General features: G+C 61.5%; 16 protein-coding genes. 10 read left to right on the forward strand and 6 right to left on the reverse strand.

The window, feature by feature from the left end; all coding sequences use genetic code 11:
- The first annotated feature begins 53 nt into the window (after positions 1–53).
- Together ACWUKX_RS08060 and ACWUKX_RS08065 are read left to right on the forward strand one after the other, a co-directional pair.
- Complete coding sequence (locus ACWUKX_RS08060) at positions 54–1,334, forward strand: O-acetylhomoserine aminocarboxypropyltransferase (protein ID WP_456005589.1); 1,281 nt, start codon at positions 54–56, stop codon at positions 1,332–1,334.
- Between the two features lie 21 nt (positions 1,335–1,355).
- Entirely contained in the window at positions 1,356–1,706 is a 351-nt protein-coding gene (locus tag ACWUKX_RS08065) for a cupin domain-containing protein (RefSeq protein WP_456005591.1), read from the forward strand.
- On the opposite strand, the gene ACWUKX_RS08070 is transcribed toward ACWUKX_RS08065, so the two are convergent.
- Positions 1,696–2,964 (reverse strand): cytochrome P450, encoded by a 1,269-nt coding sequence (locus tag ACWUKX_RS08070; RefSeq protein ID WP_456005593.1) that lies wholly within the window; start codon positions 2,962–2,964, stop codon positions 1,696–1,698. The genes ACWUKX_RS08065 and ACWUKX_RS08070 overlap by 11 nt on opposite strands.
- Positions 2,965–3,220: 256 nt before the next feature.
- On the opposite strand from ACWUKX_RS08070, the gene ACWUKX_RS08075 reads away from it, so the two are divergent.
- A complete protein-coding gene (locus ACWUKX_RS08075; protein ID WP_456005917.1) occupies positions 3,221–4,324 on the forward strand; it encodes an NAD(P)/FAD-dependent oxidoreductase in 1,104 nt (367 codons plus the stop codon).
- 209 nt (positions 4,325–4,533) lie between these two features.
- Here ACWUKX_RS08075 and ACWUKX_RS08080 read toward each other — a convergent pair whose 3' ends face one another.
- The gene (locus ACWUKX_RS08080; protein ID WP_456005595.1) at positions 4,534–5,124 is read right to left on the reverse strand and encodes a hypothetical protein; all 591 of its coding nucleotides are present in this window, start codon (positions 5,122–5,124) and stop codon (positions 4,534–4,536) included.
- A gap of 328 nt (positions 5,125–5,452) precedes the next feature.
- Here ACWUKX_RS08080 and clpP point away from each other — a divergent pair, with 328 nt between their 5' ends.
- The 4 genes from clpP to ACWUKX_RS08100 all read left to right on the forward strand — a co-directional run bounded on the left by clpP (position 5,453) and on the right by ACWUKX_RS08100 (position 10,815).
- Positions 5,453–6,082: an ATP-dependent Clp endopeptidase proteolytic subunit ClpP gene (clpP, locus tag ACWUKX_RS08085; protein ID WP_029353484.1), complete on the forward strand. Its 630-nt coding sequence runs from the start codon at positions 5,453–5,455 to the stop codon at positions 6,080–6,082.
- 295 nt (positions 6,083–6,377) lie between these two features.
- Complete coding sequence (clpX, locus tag ACWUKX_RS08090) at positions 6,378–7,652, forward strand: ATP-dependent Clp protease ATP-binding subunit ClpX (RefSeq protein WP_029353486.1); 1,275 nt, start codon at positions 6,378–6,380, stop codon at positions 7,650–7,652.
- A gap of 284 nt (positions 7,653–7,936) precedes the next feature.
- A complete protein-coding gene (gene lon / locus ACWUKX_RS08095) occupies positions 7,937–10,348 on the forward strand; it encodes an endopeptidase La (protein ID WP_029353488.1) in 2,412 nt (803 codons plus the stop codon).
- A 194-nt stretch (positions 10,349–10,542) separates the two neighbouring features.
- Positions 10,543–10,815, forward strand: a complete 273-nt coding sequence (locus ACWUKX_RS08100) for an HU family DNA-binding protein (protein ID WP_023798342.1) — start codon at positions 10,543–10,545, stop codon at positions 10,813–10,815.
- 87 nt (positions 10,816–10,902) lie between these two features.
- Here ACWUKX_RS08100 and ACWUKX_RS08105 read toward each other — a convergent pair whose 3' ends face one another.
- A complete protein-coding gene (locus ACWUKX_RS08105; protein WP_456005598.1) occupies positions 10,903–11,925 on the reverse strand; it encodes an aldo/keto reductase in 1,023 nt (340 codons plus the stop codon).
- Between the two features lie 133 nt (positions 11,926–12,058).
- Here ACWUKX_RS08105 and ACWUKX_RS08110 point away from each other — a divergent pair, with 133 nt between their 5' ends.
- Complete coding sequence (locus ACWUKX_RS08110; RefSeq protein WP_456005600.1) at positions 12,059–12,199, forward strand: hypothetical protein; 141 nt, start codon at positions 12,059–12,061, stop codon at positions 12,197–12,199.
- Positions 12,200–12,204: 5 nt separating this feature from the next.
- Entirely contained in the window at positions 12,205–12,948 is a 744-nt protein-coding gene (locus ACWUKX_RS08115) for a creatininase family protein (RefSeq protein WP_456005602.1), read from the forward strand.
- Between the two features lie 45 nt (positions 12,949–12,993).
- Here ACWUKX_RS08115 and ACWUKX_RS08120 read toward each other — a convergent pair whose 3' ends face one another.
- The 3 genes from ACWUKX_RS08120 to ACWUKX_RS08130 form a co-directional block, all read right to left on the reverse strand.
- Positions 12,994–13,911: a carbohydrate ABC transporter permease gene (locus tag ACWUKX_RS08120; RefSeq protein ID WP_029353494.1), complete on the reverse strand. Its 918-nt coding sequence runs from the start codon at positions 13,909–13,911 to the stop codon at positions 12,994–12,996.
- Between the two features lie 13 nt (positions 13,912–13,924).
- Positions 13,925–15,046 (reverse strand): carbohydrate ABC transporter permease, encoded by a 1,122-nt coding sequence (locus ACWUKX_RS08125; RefSeq protein ID WP_029353496.1) that lies wholly within the window; start codon positions 15,044–15,046, stop codon positions 13,925–13,927.
- Positions 15,047–15,147: 101 nt separating this feature from the next.
- Positions 15,148–16,824, reverse strand: a complete 1,677-nt coding sequence (locus ACWUKX_RS08130) for an ABC transporter substrate-binding protein (protein ID WP_456005604.1) — start codon at positions 16,822–16,824, stop codon at positions 15,148–15,150.
- A 294-nt stretch (positions 16,825–17,118) separates the two neighbouring features.
- Between ACWUKX_RS08130 and ACWUKX_RS08135 the strand changes: the two genes are divergently transcribed.
- Complete coding sequence (locus tag ACWUKX_RS08135; protein ID WP_095521695.1) at positions 17,119–18,177, forward strand: ABC transporter ATP-binding protein; 1,059 nt, start codon at positions 17,119–17,121, stop codon at positions 18,175–18,177.
- The last annotated feature ends 29 nt before the right edge of the window (positions 18,178–18,206 follow it).

The following is an 18,206-nucleotide window of genomic DNA, read 5'->3' on the forward strand; positions in this document are numbered from 1 at the left end:
ATTCAGCATTCAGCATTCAGCATTCAGTATTCAGCATTCAGGGGAGGTATTCGATGACCCGCACGCCCGGTTTCAACACACTCGCCGTCCATGCGGGTGCCAAGCCCGATCCGGCGACCGGCGCGCGTGCCACGCCGATCTACCAGACGACCTCCTTTGTCTTCGATGATGCCGACCATGCCGCGTCGCTGTTCGGGCTAAAGGCCTTCGGCAACATCTACACCCGCATCATGAACCCGACGCAGGCGGTGCTGGAAGAGCGTATCGCGGCACTCGAAGGCGGCACGGCGGGGCTGGCCGTGGCGTCGGGCCATGCCGCGCAGGTGCTCGTCTTCCATAATCTAATGCAGCCCGGCGACAATTTCGTCTCTGCGACAAGGCTTTACGGCGGCTCGATCAACCAGTTCGGCCACGCCTTCAAGAATTTCGGCTGGCAGGTGCGCTGGGCCGACACCAACGACATCTCGACCTTCGAAAGCCAGATCGACGAAAAGACCAAGGCGATCTTCATCGAGAGCCTAGCCAATCCGGGCGGTGTCTTCGTCGACATCGAGAAGATCGGCGATATCGCCCGCAAGCACGGCCTGCCGCTGATCGTCGACAACACGCTGGCCTCGCCCTATCTGGTGCGGCCAATCGAGCATGGCGCCGACATTGTCGTGCATTCGCTGACCAAGTTCATCGGCGGCCACGGCAATTCGATCGGCGGCGCCATTGTCGACGGCGGCACCTTCGACTGGTCGAAATCCGGCAAATATCCGATGCTGTCGGAGCCGCGCCCCGAATATGGTGGCCTCGTCTTGCACGAAACCTTCGGCAATTTCGCTTTCGCCATTGCCGCGCGCGTGCTTGGCCTGCGCGACATGGGCCCGGCGATCTCGCCCTTTAATGCATTCCTGATCCTGACCGGGCTGGAAACCCTGCCGCTCAGGATGCAGCGCCATTGCGACAATGCGGTCACCGTCGCCGGGTGGCTGTCTAACCACCCAAAGGTCGCCTGGGTGTCCTATCCTGGCCTGCCCGGTGACAAGAACAATGCGCTGCAGAAGAAGTACTCGCCGCTTGGCGCCGGTGCCGTGTTCACCTTCGGCCTGAAGGGCGGCTATACGGCAGGCATCAAATTCGTAGAGGCGCTCGAACTGTTCTCGCACCTTGCCAATGTCGGCGACACCAAGTCGCTAGTCATCCATCCGGCATCGACCACGCATCGGCAGCTGTCCGACGAGCAGAAGGTCGCGGCAGGCGCAGGGCCGGATACGGTCAGGCTCTCGATTGGCATCGAGGATGTCAACGACATCGTCGCCGATCTGGAACAGGCTCTCGCCAACGTTTGATTCTGCTTGGAAGGAGCTTCCATGACCGCGCCGAAATTTCTTTCCGTCAATGTCGACAGCATTGAACCGGAACTTGGCGCGCCGGCGCCGGATCGTCTGATTTCAGGCGATCCGAAACTTCGCACCTGGAATGTCGAGGAACGCGACGGCGGGCTCTATGCCGGCATCTGGGAGGCGACCCGGGGCAAATGGCGCATCGAGTATGACGAGTGGGAGTTCTGCCACATCCTGTCGGGCGTTTCAGTGATCGCTGAGGAGGGCGGGGAGGCGCGCACCGTCAGGGCCGGCGACAGTTTCGTGCTCAGGCCGGGCTTTAAGGGCAGCTGGGAAGTGCTTGAAACGACTCGCAAGGAATATGTGATCAAGCTTTGATCACTTGTCCGGTGTGCACGGCGAGCGTTTCCAGCCCATGGAAATGATAGGTGTCGCGAAAGCGCGGCTGTTCGGCGAGATAGAGCCGCGGTAGCCGGTCGAACAGGGTTTTCAGCGATACCTGCAATTCGAGCCGGGCGAGCGGCGCGCCGATGCAGAAATGAATGCCGGCGCCGAACGAGACGTTCTTCTGGTCCGCACGATCCGGCCTGAAGGCGAAGGGTTCCGCAAACGCCGCCGGGTCGTGGTTGGCCATACCGAGCAGCAGGCCGATCGTCTCGCCCCGCCGCACGATGACACCGGCACTCACCTCGATCTCTTCATAGGCATAGCGCGTGAACATGTGCAGCGGCGCGTCGAAGCGCAGGCATTCCTCGACCGTGGCGGCTGTCGTTTGTGGCGAGGTGAAGAAGCGGCGGGGGTCGCCGCCTTGCGCGAGGATCGCGTGCACCGCATTGCCGGTCTGGTGGACGGTCGCCTCGTGGCCGGCGTTGAGCAGCAGGACAGCCGAGGACACCAGTTCGTCCTCGGAGAGTTTTTGGCCATCGTCCTGCGCCGAGATCAGCAGCGACAACAGATCGTCGCCGGGGTTTTTGCGCCGCTCGGCAACATAGCCGCGCAGGAAATCCGAAAAATCCCGCGCCGCGCGATTGGCCGTCTCTTCCGTCTCACGTGTGCGGCCATGCATGTACATGGCGACCATCTGATGCGACCAGTCGAGCAGTTGCGGCCCCATCTCGACCGGCACTCCGAGCATTTCGGCAATGATGGTGATCGGCAAAGGCGATGCGAAAGCCGGCAGCAGGTCGACCTGGCCCGGTTCGAAACGGTCGATCAGCTCGTTGGCCAGCGCCTCTACGCGCGGCCTGAGCCGCTCGACCTGACGCGAGACGAAGGCGCGGTTGACCAGCGTTCTGAGCCTGGTGTGAACGGGCGGTTCCAGTTCCAGCATCGAATTGGCCTCGATGCCGTCGAAGGCGCTGAGATGCGTGCGGTCCTGGTCTATGCTCCGGCGGTCAGGGATGCCGGCCGGGTTCTGGCGGCCGAAGCGGCGATCGCGCAGCAGCCGGTTGACGTCGTCGAAGCCGCCAAAGCACCAGAAGCCGAACTCTTCCCAGAAAATGACATTCGATCGGCCGTGCATAAAGGCATAGGCCTCACAGGGATTCTGGAAGAAAGCCGGCTCGTGCGGATCGAGCCGCACATGGCGGGTGGCTGGATCGAAGGCCAGGTAAGTTGGTGGTACCAAATCGGTCATTCTGGATCATTAGCGCATGATCCCGAAAACCGGAATCGGTTTTCGGAAAGGATCATGCGCGGATTCAAAGTGTTGGAGCGTCCTTTGCGCGTCCATCGACGCGCGGCGCTCCAAGGCTTGCCAGCTTGGCGCCAGACCGTATGTTGGCGCACGACAATCCGATGCATGTCGCCCAAAAGTGTGAAGCGGTTTTGGGACAATGACATGCACAAAAGCGCGTTGAGCCGGCCGAAGCGGCTGCGGAAAGACTGACTTGATGAATGTGATCGTGGTTGGCGCAGGCATTGCAGGGCTGTCGACGGCGTGGTCGCTGGCCAAAGCTGGGCACCGGGTCTCGATCGTCGAGCAGGGACCGATTCCCAATCCGCTTGCTGCCTCGGGCGATCATCATCGCATCATCCGCCGCGCCTATGGCGCAGCGGCGGGCTACGGCAGGCTGATCACCGAAGCCTATGAGGCCTGGGACGAGATGTGGGCCGATCTCGGCGAAAACCATCTCGATCCGCGCGGTTTCATCTGCATTTCGCGAGAGCCGGGAGACGAAGCCGAGGAATACCGCGAAGGCATGGAAGCCGGGAACTATCCATTCGAACTGTTCGAGCCGGACGCCGCGGCTAAACGCTGGCCGTTCCTGGAGCCCGGCTCGTTCCGCTACGCGTATTTTTCACCGGACGGCGGTGCGCTGCATTGTCGCAAGATTGCGACCCGCCTCGCTAGATGGCTGCGCGTGAACCACGCCAATGTCTACGAAAACAGCAAGGTGGTGGAAGTTGACGCCGAGGCCGGCCGCATCGTGCTTGAAAGCGGCGAGACGATGCAGGCCGACCGCATCGTCGTCGCCGCCGGCGCCTGGGTGCTGAAACTGATTCCTGAACTGGACGGTGAACTGAAGACCTGGCGCACGGCGCTCGCCTATGTCGAACCACCGGCGGATCTGAAAGCGGCATGGCAGGCAGCCCCCGTAATCCTGAATGTCGGCGGCGCTGTCGACGGCTACGTGATCCCGCCGTCCGGCGGCGCCGGCATGAAATTCGGCTCAGGGCTGCACAGGGTGCCGACCAGCGACGCCGACTGGAACCGCCAGCCGGTGCCGGGCGAGGGTGAGGCGATCCGCGACCTGTTTTCGCCGCCGATCGCCCGTGTCGAAGAATACAAGATCACCGAGGTCGTCACCTGCGCCTACACCTTCACCGCCGACGAGAAATTTCTGGCTCATGAAAAAGGCAGATGCCTTGTTGTCTCGGCCTGCTCCGGCCACGGCTACAAGTTCGGCGCGGCGGTCGGCAGGCGCGTGGCGGCTTGTGTTGGCCACGGTGATGTCGCCGGCTTGAAGGCGTGGCTGCGGGCCGAGGCGGCTTGAGCAGAGCCCATAAAGCAGTGCGCTAGCCGCTTGGGTAAAAGAAGAGCCCTACAGCAGCAATCGTCAGAAAAACGAAAAAGACTGCGTAGACGTTGTAGTCGTCGGGTCCAGACGGGCTTTTCCACTTCAACCCCGCCGCATCGTACAAATTGTACCGCAAGAAGACATAAGCTGCCGCAACGCCGAAAGCTATGACGACCCAGCCGAGACTATCCATTGCAATGCCTTGGCATATGAACGCGCCGCCAGCCCGACGAACCTTCCCTGACCAGCACTCGCCGTGCCACCGTCTGGTAGGACGGGGAGATTTCGATGACACGCCGCTGCTCGGGCCGTACCAGCACCTCTCGGGCCACGCTTTCATACTCGGCAGGGATGACCACGCGCCTTGTGCGTTCGGGTTCAACCACCACGGTTTCGGCGACCCGCGCATATCGGGGCTTGCGCCACACCTTGCACAGCACTTTGCGGCCGTGGATTATGCGCCATTCCCAGGCATAGCCGCCGTCGTCTACCTTGACCGTGTGGTAGACGGTGCGCGTGGCGGCCGGCACCACCTCGTAAGTGACGCGGGCCGGAGCGATCTGCTCCACGCTCTCGCGCGTGCCGTAGATTGGTGGATCGTAGTCGACGATCTGGCCACCGGGGCTGACCAGCACCTTTTCGTGAACGGTGTCGTAAACGGACGGCCTGTTGACCGGTTCGTAGCATTCGACGGCGCGTCCCCCGGCAGCCGTTTCGGACACCATGCCGAAAACAGCAAGGCTGGCGATGGCCGAGGAAGCAGTTTTCCTGATCATGGCACTCCCCCTGTTTGAACCTTCAGCGCAAGCTCAACGTTGAATTGTAGGGGAAGCGCCATCGCGGGAAAGCAGTTTCGAGATATTTCGTTAAGCGACGCGGTTAAGAAAGTGCTACTCGGCAGCGCAGCCACACCGCTTTAGCGCCGACGCAGCCTCGCGAATCCTGTGCAGAAACCTTGATTCGACTTAACCGGATGGCTAGGAGGGGCGGCCTTGCGCTAGGGTGAGCCGACATCCTATTTACAGGATAACGATCCAGAACCGATTCTGCCCGATTTGCTAATCTCCCGGCGCCGGAATCCCATCTTTCAATAAGGGATAATCCATGAAGAACCCCGTCGAAACCTACATGAACCTCGTTCCGATGGTGGTCGAGCAGACCAATCGCGGCGAGCGGGCCTACGACATTTTCTCGCGGCTCCTGAAAGAGCGCATCATTTTCATCACCGGTCCGGTCGAGGACGGCATGGCGACGCTGGTCTGCGCGCAGCTTCTGTTCCTCGAAGCGGAGAATCCGAAGAAGGAAATCAACCTCTACATCAATTCGCCCGGTGGCGTCGTCACCTCGGGCATGGCGATCTACGACACAATGCAGTTCATCAAGCCGGCGGTGGCGACGCTGTGCATCGGCCAGGCCGCCTCGATGGGCTCGCTGCTCCTCACCGCAGGCGAGAAGGGCATGCGCTTCGCTACGCCGAATGCCCGCATCATGGTCCATCAGCCTTCCGGTGGCTTCCAGGGCCAGGCTTCCGACATCGAGCGCCACGCTCAGGATATCATCAAGCTGAAGCGTCGTCTCAACGAGGTCTACGTCAAGCACACCGGCAAGAGCTACGACGAGATCGAAAAGACGCTCGACCGTGACCACTTCATGACCGCCGACGAGGCCAAGGATTTCGGCCTCATCGACAAGGTCATTTCGTCGCGTGAGCCGCTCGAAGGTATTGCCACGTAAGACCGGTGGCAGTTGGCTGGTGGGAAAACCCGCTTTTTGATGCCGCTTGCGGCATTTCGGCCACAATTGGCTGTTCCCTCGACGGGAGCAATTGCCTACGTTAAGCCTATGTTGATTTTCGACGGCTTAGCTTTGTGCGGGGTTGGTGCGAATCATTGCGACGTTTTCTGATATGTGTTTCGTACGGAATGCGTTGCGGGAGCCGGAATACTGGCGGCGGCGATTTCCCGCGATAGATTGAGATATGCGCCCTTTCAACCAGACCATCGGCGGGCGGCTATGAAAGGACATGAAAATGAGCAAGGTCGGCAACAACGGCGGCGATTCCAAGAACACGCTTTATTGCTCGTTTTGCGGCAAAAGCCAGCACGAAGTGCGCAAGCTGATCGCCGGCCCGACGGTGTTCATCTGCGACGAATGCGTCGAGCTCTGCATGGACATCATCCGCGAGGAGAACAAGACCTCGATGGTGAAGTCACGCGAGGGCGTGCCGACCCCGCAGGAGATCCTCAAGGTTCTCGACGACTACGTCATCGGCCAGCCCTACGCCAAGCGCGTGCTGTCGGTAGCGGTCCACAACCACTACAAGCGCCTCGCTCATGCCGGCAAGAACAATGACGTCGAGCTGGCGAAGTCCAACATTTTGCTGATCGGCCCGACCGGTTGCGGCAAGACGCTGCTTGCGCAGACGCTGGCCCGCATCATCGACGTGCCGTTCACCATGGCCGATGCGACGACGCTGACCGAGGCCGGCTATGTCGGCGAGGATGTCGAGAACATCATCCTGAAGCTCTTGCAGTCGGCCGACTACAACGTCGAGCGAGCCCAGCGCGGCATCGTCTATATCGACGAGATCGACAAGATCTCGCGCAAGTCGGACAATCCTTCGATCACCCGCGATGTGTCGGGCGAGGGCGTCCAGCAGGCGCTGTTGAAGATCATGGAAGGTACGGTCGCTTCCGTACCGCCGCAGGGCGGCAGGAAGCATCCTCAGCAGGAATTCCTGCAGGTTGACACCGCCAACATCCTGTTCATCTGCGGCGGCGCCTTCGCCGGCCTCGACAAGATCATCTCGGATCGCGGCCGCAAGACGTCGATCGGCTTCGGCGCCACCGTCGCTTCGCCCGAGGATCGCCGCACCGGAGACGTTTTCCGCCTGGTCGAGCCTGAGGATCTGTTGAAGTTCGGCCTCATTCCCGAGTTCGTCGGCCGTCTACCAGTCCTGGCGACGCTGGAGGACCTCGACGAGCCGGCGCTGATCCAGATCCTGACCGAGCCGAAGAACGCGCTGGTCAAGCAGTACCAGCGGCTGTTCGAGATGGAGAATGTCGACCTGACCTTCCATGAGAATGCGCTGTCGGCGATCGCCAAGCGCGCCATCGAGCGCAAGACCGGCGCGCGCGGCCTGCGCTCGATCATGGAAGCGATCCTGCTCGACACGATGTTCGAACTGCCGGCGCTGGAAGGCGTGCGCGAAGTGGTTATTTCGGAAGAGGTGGTGTCCGGTAACGCCAGGCCGCTCTACATCTATTCCGAGCAGAAGGAAAAAAAGGGCAACGTCAGCGCCTGACGTGAGCCCCTGCAGTGGAATTCTTCAAACGGCGCCGTGAGGCGCCGTTTTGCTTTGCGGACGGGCCGACTTATGATGAACGGATTGTGACAGATTGAATGAACGGTTTCGTGTTGACCCTTGATCTTTGCCCCCCGTGCCTCCAACTAACTGAGGAAGGCCGGGGTGCCGAATTCTGTGCTGTAAAACTCCCGTCACAAACGGTGGTAGGCGGAACGATCCTCGGTCGTTAATATGAGATTCGCGGTTGGCCGATTGGCGGTCGCGACAAGAAAGGTTGGACAATGGCCAAAATATCCAGGGCTCCCAGCGACGGCGTCTTCGCAGTCCTCCCACTGCGCGACATCGTGGTGTTCCCGCACATGATCGTTCCGCTCTTCGTCGGGCGTGAAAAGTCGATCAAGGCGCTGGAGGAGGTGATGGGTCAGGAAAAGCAGATCCTGCTTGCGACCCAGATGAATGCCGCCGATGACGATCCCGAGGCCGATGCCATCTTCGACATCGGCACGCTCGCCAATGTGCTGCAATTGCTGAAGCTGCCGGACGGCACCGTGAAGGTGCTGGTGGAAGGCGCTTCGCGCGCGAAAATCGTTTCGTTCACCGACCGTCCCGACTTCCACGAGGCCCGCGCCACGGCGCTGGTCGAACCGGATGAGGAAGAGGTCGAGGTCGAGGCGCTGGCCCGTTCCGTCGTCACCGACTTCGAGAACTACGTCAAGCTGAACAAGAAGATCTCGCCCGAAGTGGTGGGTGCCGCCAGCCAGATCGACGACTATTCCAAGCTCGCCGATACGGTTGCCTCGCATCTTGCCATCAAGATCCCCGAGAAGCAGGAGATGCTGGCCACGCTTTCGGTCAAGGAGCGGCTGGAAAAGGCGATGGGCTTCATGGAAGCCGAAATCTCCGTCCTGCAGGTGGAGAAGCGCATCCGTTCGCGCGTCAAGCGCCAGATGGAGAAGACCCAGCGCGAATACTACCTCAACGAGCAGATGAAGGCGATCCAGAAGGAGCTCGGCGAGGGCGAGGACGGCCGCGACGAGGCCGCCGAGATCGAGGCGCGCATCAAGAAGACCAAGCTCTCCAAGGAGGCCCGCGAAAAAGCGGAAGCCGAACTGAAGAAGTTGCGGACGATGTCGCCGATGTCGGCTGAATCGACTGTCGTGCGCAATTATCTCGACTGGATCCTGTCGATACCGTGGGGCAAGAACTCCAAGGTCAAGCAGGATCTGGCCTTCGCGCAGAACGTGCTCGACACCGACCATTTCGGCCTCGACAAGGTCAAGGACCGTATCGTCGAATATCTCGCCGTGCAGAGCCGCCAGAAGAAGCTGAAGGGGCCGATCCTGTGCCTCGTCGGACCTCCCGGCGTCGGCAAGACCTCGCTCGGCAAGTCGATCGCCAAGGCGACCGGCCGCGAGTTTATCCGCATGGCGCTGGGCGGCGTTCGCGACGAGGCCGAGATCCGCGGTCACCGGCGCACCTATATCGGCTCGATGCCCGGCAAGGTCATCCAGTCGATGAAGAAGGCGAAGAAGTCCAACCCGCTCTTCCTGCTCGACGAGATCGACAAGATGGGCCAGGATTTCCGCGGCGACCCGTCGTCGGCCTTGCTTGAGGTGCTCGATCCCGAGCAGAACTCGACGTTCATGGACCACTACCTCGAGGTCGAATACGACCTGTCGAGTGTGATGTTCGTGACGACGGCGAACACGCTGAACATTCCTGCGCCCTTGATGGACCGCATGGAGATCATCCGTATCGCCGGCTACACCGAGGACGAGAAGATCGAGATCGCCAAGCGTCACCTGATGCCCAAGGTGATCCGCGATCACGCCCTGCAGCCGAAGGAGTTCTCCGTCGGCGAGGACGCGATCCGCGGCATCATCCAGACCTACACCCGTGAAGCAGGCGTCAGGAGCCTGGAGCGCGAGCTGATGAAGCTCGGCCGCAAGGCGGTGACAGAGATCCTGAAGACCAAGAAGAAGACGGTCGACATCACGGCGGACAATCTCGCCGATTACCTTGGTGTTCCGCGCTTCCGCTTCGGCCAGGTCGAGGCCGACGATCAGGTTGGCGTCGTCACCGGGCTTGCCTGGACGGAAGTCGGCGGCGAGTTGCTGACGATCGAAGGTGTCATGATGCCCGGCAAGGGCCGCATGACCGTGACCGGCAATCTGCGCGACGTGATGAAGGAATCGATCTCGGCGGCGGCCTCCTACGTCCGCTCGCGGGCTATCGATTTCGGCGTCGAGCCGCCGCTGTTCGACAAGCGCGACATCCACGTCCACGTGCCGGAGGGCGCAACGCCCAAGGACGGACCGTCGGCGGGTGTGGCGATGGCGACGGCGATCGTCTCGGTGCTGACCGGCATCCCGGTCAGGGCCGATGTGGCGATGACCGGCGAGATCACGCTGCGCGGCAGGGTGCTGCCGATCGGCGGGCTCAAGGAGAAGCTGCTTGCAGCGCTGCGCGGCGGCATCAAGAAGGTGCTGATCCCGGAAGACAACGCCAAGGATCTGGCGGAGATTCCGGACAACGTAAAGAACGGTATGGAGATCGTTCCGGTCGCGCGGGTTGGTGAAGTCTTGCGCCATGCGCTGGTGCGTATGCCGGAGCCGATCGACTGGGTCGAACCAGCCAATGCGCCGGCTGCGGTGGATGCCGGGGACGACGCCGGCAAGTCACTCGCCCATTAGCTACTGCTAAAGTTGCAATGCACAAGAGAGAGCCGGGCCTAGCGCCCGGCTTTTTCATGTGAAAAACCCCGGAATTCCGGGGTTTTTTCGACTCGATTGACGCTTTTCGACTTGGTTGCGGAAGCGCTTCTTTCTAAAGTCCGTTTCCTGCCGGATGAGTCGTACGTTCCGGTTTCTCATGGAAGGGAATTTTTATGAACAAGAACGAACTGGTGTCCGCTGTCGCCGATGCCGCGAGTATTTCGAAGGGTGACGCGCAGTCGGCGGTTGATGCGGTGTTCTCCGTCATCACCGGCGAACTGAAGAAGGGCGGCGATGTCCGGCTTGTCGGCTTCGGAAATTTCACAGTGTCAAAACGCGCTGCCTCGACCGGCCGCAATCCGCAGACCGGCGCGGAAGTGCAGATTCCGGCGCGCACCGTGCCGAAGTTTTCGGCCGGCAAGGGCCTCAAGGACGCAGTCAACTAAGCGCCTTCTTACCCTTTTCAGAGACCAGAAAAGCCGGGCATTCCCCGGCTTTTCCTTTGCACCCGCTTTGGCGGGCAGCGGACGGCTCTATGCCGTCGGCGCATCCGCGCGCATCAGCCCTTCCTTTTTGAGATCGGCCCAGAGTGCTGATGGCAGTTTCGCGTCGAGCAGCGACCGGTTGCTTTCGACCTCGCTCGGCCGCTGGCCGCCGGGGATCACCGACACGACCGAAGGGTGCAGCAGCGGAAATTGCAATGCCGCCTCGATCAGGCGCACGCCGTGGCGTTTGCAAATGGCCTCGATGCGCGCGACGCGGTCGAGGATGTCCTGCGGCGCCTCGGAATAATTGTAATAGGCGCCGGGCTTCGGTCCGGTTGCCAGGATGCCGGAATTATACGGCCCGCCGAGAACGATGCCGATGCCGCGCTTCTGGCATAGCGGCAGGAAGGATTGCAGCGCCTCCTGCTCCAGCAGCGTATAGCGCCCGGCAAGCAGGAAAAGGTCGAAGTCGCCACGCTCGGCAAGTGTCTGGGCAACCTGCCATTCGTTGATGCCGCCGCCGAATGCCTTGATGACGCCCTGGTCACGCAAGGCCAGCAGCCCGTAATAGCCCGAGCGCATGAACTCCTCGATGCGTTGGTCCGAGGCCTCCTTGCTGCCATGGGTGAAGATGTCGAGATCATGCACGAAAAGGATGTCGATGCGGTCGACGCCGAGGCGCTCGAGCGAGGCTTCGAAGGAGCGCATGACGCCGTCATAGCTGTAGTCGTAGACCTCGCGGCGCGACGGCGTGTCGAAGAACTTGCCGATGCCGGTGCGTTGGTCCGGCGGGCAGGCGCGCATGATGCGGCCGACTTTGCTCGACAGCACCAAGTCGTCGCGCTTTTTCGAACGCAGGAACGGATTGAGTCGCGTTTCCGACAGGCCAAGCCCGTAGAGTGGCGCGGTGTCGTAGTAACGGCAGCCGACTCGCCAGGCGGTCTCCAAGGTGGCGTTGGAATCCTCGTCGGAAACAGCGCGATAGAGGTTTCCCAGCGGCGCCGTGCCGAAGCCGAGTTCCGTGAACGCGATGCCGCCATTGCCGATGCGGTCGAAATGCCGTGTCTTCATGTCCTGCCGTTTCCTCACCTACGCAATTGCCATGACACTATCACGCCTGGGGCACTGCAAAAGCACTCCGAGCCATTGGACACGGATTTTCACGGTGATAGCATGAGCAAAAACAACCTGTTCGGGGAAAAACGTGGCCCAAACATTCAGGCAGGTCTCCGGTTCCAATGCTGGCAAAAACCTGTTCGGGGCTGCGCTCGACGAGCTTGGCACTGTGGTGGCTCGGATCGGCGAGAGCCGCATCGACGCCGCCGGCCAAACCAACATGGAATAGGCGTCATGCGCTACGAGCTGATGCTGCCGCACCAGATCCGCAAGGCGATCACCGAAAACTGGCCGGTCGTGCTCCCGCTCGGCGTGCTCGAATACCACGGTGAGCACATGGCCGTCGGCATGGATACGCTGGCAGTCGTCAAGACGCTGGAGCTGTTCGAAAAAGAAGCCGACATCGTCATCCTGCCGCCGTTCTACTATGGCGCGGCGAGCTACGCGGTGGCGCCGCCGGAGGGCAATGGCTCGGTTCAGGTCGGCGGAAATGCGTTGGCGCCGTTCGCAGATGAACTGTTCTACAGCCTGCTGCGCATCGGCTTTCGCAACATCCACGCCATCATCCATCACCAGACCGAGAATTTTGTTGCCGGCATGCCGACCGATCTCGCCTTCAAGACCGCCGGCCGCGAGGCGATCTTCCGTTTTCTGGAGAAGGAGCGCGGCGAGGGCTGGTGGGGCTCCGAGGCGATGGCAGGCTATTATGCCGAACATGCCGAAGGCGCCAATTTCTTCAACTGGATACAGGTGCATCCGCTGATGCCGGCAGCAATGAACGGCCAGTATCCGTTCGATCATGCCGGCATCGGCGAGACGTCGCTGATGCTGGCGCTATGCCCGGAAGCGGTGGACGCCGGCCGCTTCGCCGACAATACGGGATGGTACACGGCGACCGCCCCGGACGCCTCGGCGGAACTGGGGCAAAAGGGCGCCGCGATGATCCTCAAGCATTTGCGGGCGATATTGTCGGCCTAACGCGGCTCTGCCTTCTCCCAAAGGGGAGAAGGAAAGAAGGAGCCGCTACTTCACCGCGCCCGCGGTCATGCCCATGATCAGATAGCGCTCCAGCGCGATGCCGATGACGGCAAGCGGCGTGATTGCGGCTGTGGCCAGCGCCGCCATCGACCACCAGTTGATGCCTTGCGAACCGGTCTGGCTCGCCACCATCACGGGAATGGTCTTGGCGTCGGTCGAGGTCAGAAGTGCGGCGAAGAAATACTCGTTCCAGCACAGCACCATCGCCAGGATGAATGCGGCAACCATGCCCGGCAGCGCAATCGGCATGACGATGCGGAAGAAGGCGCCCCAGATCGACAGGCCGTCGACGAGGGCTGCTTCCTCCAGTTCGACCGGGATCGAATTGAACTGGTCGCGCATGATCCAGATGACGATCGGCAGCACCATCAGCGTGTAGAGCAGGATCAGCCCGATGCGCGTGTCGAGCATGCCGACTTCCCGGTACAGCACGAGAAAGGGCAGGGCGAGCACGACCGGCGGCAGGATCAGCTGCGACAGGAAAAAGAAGGAGATGTCCTCGTTCTTGAACCAGGCGAAGTGATAGCGGTAGCGGGTGAGGCCGTATGCGGCGAGACTGCCGATGACGATGGCGAGGCTCGACGCGCCGACCGAGGTGATGACCGAATTCATGAAGCGCTTGATGAATTCGTCGCGCACTGTCGAGGTTCGGAAGATCGAGTCGGGCGACAGGCCGAGCGAGCGCCAACCCTTCCAGTCCGGCCGGAAGTCGACGAACGGGATCAGATGGCCCTGGGTGACGTCGACCGCGGTTTTGAACGAGGTTGTTATTGTCCAGTAGATCGGGAACAGGCAGATGAAGGCCCAGAAGACCAGCGCCCCATAGATGAAGACGCGGTTCGCGAAAAAGCTCGCCGGCGAGCGGATTTCGGAAGCGGCATACTCGGTGGTCTGGACGCTCATGTCACCGCCCCATTCAATTGACGTTGCGCACGAAGCGGTTGGCGAATTTCAACAGCCACGTCACGAACACGATGATGATGATGAGGTAGGCCATCGCCAGCATGGTGCCGTAGCCGACATTCGAGCGGTCGCGATACTCGCGATAGATGAAGCTCGACACGGAATCGGTCGCGCCGCCCGGGCCGCCCGAGGTGACGGTGATGATGATGTCGGCAAGCTTCAGTTTGAAGATGATGCGCAGGATGATCGCCGTCACCGACACCGGTAGCATTAGCGGGAACGTGACCTGCCAGAAGGTCTGCCAGGCATTGGCGCCGTCAACCCTGGCCGCCTCAAGAACCTCGCGCGACATCGCCTGAAGGCCGGCGAGCAGCATGATCATCATGAACGGGATGAAGGTCCAGGCATCCAGCACCATGATCGAGATGCGGGCGGTGATCGGGTTTGAAAAGAAGGCGGGGTTTTCCCAGCCGAGTTGGCGCGCCAGCGCCGCGGCCGGCCCGAACCGGTATTCCATCAGCGACTTGCCGATCATCCACGATACCGCGACCGGCGACAGCATCAACGGCATGAGGAAGACGACACGGAAGAATTTGCGCGCCCTGATCTGTGCGTTGAGCAGCAGGGCGAGGCCGAAGGCGATGACATATTCGACCAGTACCGCGAGCACGTAGAGCACCATGTTGAACAGCGCATTGCGGTAGTAGGGATCCGCCAGCATCTGCCAGAAATTGTCGAGCCCGTTGAATTTCCGGCCGGAGAAGGAACTGAGGTTCCAGTCGGTCAGCGCGATGTAGAAGCCGAACAGCGTCGGGAAGATCACCATCGCGATGGTGAACAGCAGCGCCGGCAGCAGGAACAGCGCGCGCTGGCCGTCTTCGCCGCGCGTCAGCACCTGGCCGACGCCGAGTGCTATACCCCACAGCACATAGGCATAGACGACCGGCCTCCAGGTCTCGAAGCCGATCGTGTCGACTTCTGTCTTGTAGAGGATCTGAACTGCGATCACTGCCAGCAGGCCGAGCGTCGCAGCGGCCATCAACGCCCGGCCGAGCCGCTTACGGCCCGGCGATATCAGATCGGATGGAGCGGCGTTTGCCGGCCACGCATCGGTGGGCAAAGTCTGGTCAGCCACGCGTCTCGTCCGTTCACTGAAGGCTTTTATGACCGGCTGGCCGGTCAAGATGTGGTCCGGCGGCTTTTGCGTCGCCGGACCACGGTTCCAACAATCTCAACCTACATGCCAAGCGAGGCCTTGTAGAGCTTGATCTGGTTTTCGCGGCCGATCTGGTCGGTCAGCTTCTCCCAGGCGGCTGCGATGGCGTCGGCGCCTTCCTGCGCCGTCATCTTGCCGGCGAATGTGTTGGCCAGGATGTCCTCGGCGGCGCTGTAATACTGGAAGATGCCGGGGATGCGCGGCTCGATCGCGGCGTTCGGATGGTTGTAGCTGTCGGCCTCCGACTTCAGATACGAGGTGATGAAAGCCTCGTCGTAACCGGCCGCCACCCATTCCGGAATGTCGAAATGCGAGTTGCGGTAGGGTTGGAAGCCGGACGGGTATGCCGCGCACCAGAGCGACAGGTCCTTGCCGCCGAGATGGGCAGCGGCAGACCACGCCGCTTTTTTCTTCTTTTCGTCGCTGTCGACCCGTGCCATGACGTAGACGCCCCAGCCGAGATAGGCGCAGTTCGGCGAATAATTCGGGCCGCTGGCGAGCTTGTCCCACTGGCCGGTCTTGGAATTGTAGACGTCGTCCGAGCCTGGCAGGATCGAGAAGCCGGTGACGTCGCCAACGACCGACGAGTCGTTGGTCTTGACGTTGGAACCGACGTCGCCCCACCAGGTGACCATCGAACCGGTGCCGGCCAGGAATTGCTGGAAGGCGGTGGTATTCGGGTCGGCGTTGATCTGGTCGGCGGGCTCGGAAGGCAGCGCGTCGATCACGTCCTGGATCGCCCGCACCCAGGCCGGATTGTTGATGCGCGGCTTCATCGTATCGGCATCGAACAGCCAGGCCTTGTCGTCAGGATGCTTGGCATAGGCGCTGGCGCGGCTGCCGAGGAAGTAGAAGCCGAAGCCGCCCCACGCCTTGGGCGCGTCGAGATAGCCGAAGACATCCTGGCCCTGGAACTGCTTGCCCTTGAGGAACCTGGTCACCGCCTGCACCTGCTGCCAGGTCTTCGGCACGCCCCATTCCGTCAGGCCCGCCTTGTCACCGCCGCCGTCCTTCCATGCCTTGGCGAGGTCGGCATCGGCAAACACGTCGGTGCGGTAGTTGAAGTTGTGCGCGTCGCCATCGACGGTCACGCGGTACTGCTTGCCGTCCCACGTGCCGACCGGTGGCTGCAGATAGGCCACGACGTCCTTCATGTCGATCTGGTCCTTGACCCAGTCCGGCATCTCGGAAGTGAGGCCCTTGCCGCAGACGTCGCCTTCGAACGGCGCGCCCATCTCGATGATGTCGAAATCGACGGTGCCGGTGGCGATCGACTGCTGCAGGCGGGCGTTGTAGTCCGCCTGCGCCAGGTCGATCCAGTTGATCTTGGCGCCGGTGTAGGTCTCCCACGGTTTCAGGAAGCCGCGAAACAGCACATTGTGCAGGTTCTGGTTGTTGAGGCCCATGAAGGTGAGCTGGACACCGGCGAATTCGCCTTCCTTGACGCTGGCCTTGGTCGCCTCCAGGCAAAGCTCGCCGACCTGCTGGAAGTCGGCATCGGTCGGCTGGCCCTTGCCGACACCGGGGATCTGCAGGATCTGCGCACGCAGTTCGCTTGCGGCGGAAGCCGGGCGCGTCAGCGCGCCAAGCCCGGCGCTGGATGCCGCGGCGATCGCGGCCATGCTGGCTGCGCCCTTGAGGACATCGCGGCGAGTGGCTCCCGCGCGCATAAATTGGTTGTAAAGGCTGACTTTCATTTCGTTCCTCCCAGAATCTCAATGGTGATTGTTTCGGGTGTTTGGAGCGCTGGACGTGTTCCCCAACAACAGCGACTCCTAGAAATAGGGCCCAAGTTTTCCTCCCGCGACACTTCGATTTCCGTGGTCCGAACTAGTGTGCCGGCGCGCCCGGAACAGGGTCATAACCCGAGCCCTTTCACTATTCTCACAACCAAGTGCCGTGTCAACGAGGATGGGGTTTTTTATCTATAAAAGACTGACTTGCCCTCGCCGTTTGCGTTGTTTAGCTTCACCGCAACGAAAGGGGGGCCCATGGCTCAAGTCGCGATCAGCAATGTGGCCAAGGCGTTCGGAACCGTCAAGGTCCTGCACGATGTCAGCGTTGACATCGCCGACGGGCAGTTCGTGGTGCTGGTCGGTCCTTCGGGGTGCGGCAAGTCCACGCTGCTCAGGATGGTGGCGGGGCTGGAGACCGTTTCAGGCGGCACAATCGCCATCGGCGACCGTGTCGTCAATCATCTGCCGCCGGCCAAGCGCGACATCGCCATGGTGTTCCAGAATTACGCACTCTATCCGCACAAGACGGTCGAGCAGAACATGGCCTTTGCGCTGAAGCTGCGGAAGACCGATCCGGCTGTGGTCGCCGAGCGGGTCAAGCGCGCCGCCGATATCCTCGACCTCAATCCCTATCTCAAGCGCTATCCGCGCCAGCTCTCGGGCGGGCAGCGCCAGCGCGTCGCCATGGGCCGCGCCATCGTGCGCAACCCGCAGGTGTTCCTGTTCGACGAGCCGCTCTCCAATCTCGACGCGAAGCTGCGTGTGCAGATGCGCACCGAGATCAAGGAACTGCACCAGCGGCTGAAGACCACCACCATCTATGTCACGCACGACCAGATCGAAGCCATGACCATGGCCGACAAGATCGTCGTGATGCGCGACGGCCGTATCGAGCAGGTCGGCGCGCCGCTGGAACTGTTCGACCGGCCGGCTAATCTGTTCGTCGCCGGCTTCATCGGCTCGCCCTCGATGAACTTGCTCAAGGGCGTGGTGCGCAAGGGCGACAAGCCTGTCGTCGAGATCGCCGGGACGCCGTTCCCTATCGCCGCGAACAGCGCCGTAGAGGATGGCCGCAAGGTAGTCTACGGCGTACGGCCCGAGCATCTCGAAATCCACCCCGACGGCGTGCCGGCAAAGATTTCCGTGGTTGAGCCGACCGGTTCCGAAACGCTGGTGTTTCTGCGTTTCGGCGAGGGCGAGATGGTGGCGCTGTTCCGTGAGCGCCACGACTTCAAGCCGGGCGACACGCTTCACCTGAAACCACGGCTGGACCAGGTCCACCTCTTCGACGCAGAGACCGGCCGTCGTCTATAACACTTTGAATTTGCGCATGATCTTATCCG

Source organism: Mesorhizobium sp. f-mel, from assembly GCF_053850215.1.

Excerpts from the sequence above, each read along its gene's own strand:
- ACWUKX_RS08060 (WP_456005589.1), top strand. The coding sequence starts at position 54 with ATGACCCGCACGCCCGGTTTCAACACACTCGCCGTCCATGCGGGTGCC.
- ACWUKX_RS08065 (WP_456005591.1), top strand. The coding sequence starts at position 1,356 with ATGACCGCGCCGAAATTTCTTTCCGTCAATGTCGACAGCATTGAACCG.
- ACWUKX_RS08070 (WP_456005593.1), bottom strand. The coding sequence starts at position 2,964 with ATGACCGATTTGGTACCACCAACTTACCTGGCCTTCGATCCAGCCACC.
- ACWUKX_RS08075 (WP_456005917.1), top strand. The coding sequence starts at position 3,221 with ATGAATGTGATCGTGGTTGGCGCAGGCATTGCAGGGCTGTCGACGGCG.
- ACWUKX_RS08080 (WP_456005595.1), bottom strand. The coding sequence starts at position 5,124 with ATGATCAGGAAAACTGCTTCCTCGGCCATCGCCAGCCTTGCTGTTTTC.
- clpP (WP_029353484.1), top strand. The coding sequence starts at position 5,453 with ATGAAGAACCCCGTCGAAACCTACATGAACCTCGTTCCGATGGTGGTC.
- clpX (WP_029353486.1), top strand. The coding sequence starts at position 6,378 with ATGAGCAAGGTCGGCAACAACGGCGGCGATTCCAAGAACACGCTTTAT.
- lon (WP_029353488.1), top strand. The coding sequence starts at position 7,937 with ATGGCCAAAATATCCAGGGCTCCCAGCGACGGCGTCTTCGCAGTCCTC.
- ACWUKX_RS08100 (WP_023798342.1), top strand. The coding sequence starts at position 10,543 with ATGAACAAGAACGAACTGGTGTCCGCTGTCGCCGATGCCGCGAGTATT.
- ACWUKX_RS08105 (WP_456005598.1), bottom strand. The coding sequence starts at position 11,925 with ATGAAGACACGGCATTTCGACCGCATCGGCAATGGCGGCATCGCGTTC.
- ACWUKX_RS08115 (WP_456005602.1), top strand. The coding sequence starts at position 12,205 with ATGCGCTACGAGCTGATGCTGCCGCACCAGATCCGCAAGGCGATCACC.
- ACWUKX_RS08120 (WP_029353494.1), bottom strand. The coding sequence starts at position 13,911 with ATGAGCGTCCAGACCACCGAGTATGCCGCTTCCGAAATCCGCTCGCCG.
- ACWUKX_RS08130 (WP_456005604.1), bottom strand. The coding sequence starts at position 16,824 with ATGAAAGTCAGCCTTTACAACCAATTTATGCGCGCGGGAGCCACTCGC.
- ACWUKX_RS08135 (WP_095521695.1), top strand. The coding sequence starts at position 17,119 with ATGGCTCAAGTCGCGATCAGCAATGTGGCCAAGGCGTTCGGAACCGTC.